Source organism: Psychrobacter sp. CAL346-MNA-CIBAN-0220 (assembly GCF_040309805.1).
Classification (GTDB): Bacteria; Pseudomonadota; Gammaproteobacteria; order Pseudomonadales; family Moraxellaceae; genus Psychrobacter.
Genome location: NZ_JBEOPF010000124.1, coordinates 1 through 285 on the forward strand (window position 1 = coordinate 1; position 285 = coordinate 285).

The 285-nt window shown below is 39.6% G+C and carries 1 protein-coding gene; it reads right to left on the reverse strand.

The window, feature by feature from the left end:
* On the reverse strand, positions 1-285 hold a 285-nt coding region (locus AAEY88_RS12975; protein WP_350563045.1), incomplete at both ends, for a hypothetical protein.

The following is a 285-nucleotide window of genomic DNA, read 5'->3' on the forward strand; positions in this document are numbered from 1 at the left end:
TAATCGTTCGTGCTCATTTCGTTTACTTGAATGGCGCTCGGCAATCGTAACGCCACCTAAAAAGAAGTCATCAGATTGCTCTGCCAGCGTTTTATACGCATCTGGTAGGCTTAGTTTTATATCGCCTATCGATGATGGGCTACCTACTAAAACAATATTTTTTAAATCGTAGTCGTTTTTAGTTTCACTTAGCCAATCTTTAAATTCGCCTACGCCACGCTGCGCCACACTTTTATAAGTAATCACATCTTGTGCAGATAAATTACGAAGTAAATGGCTGTATTC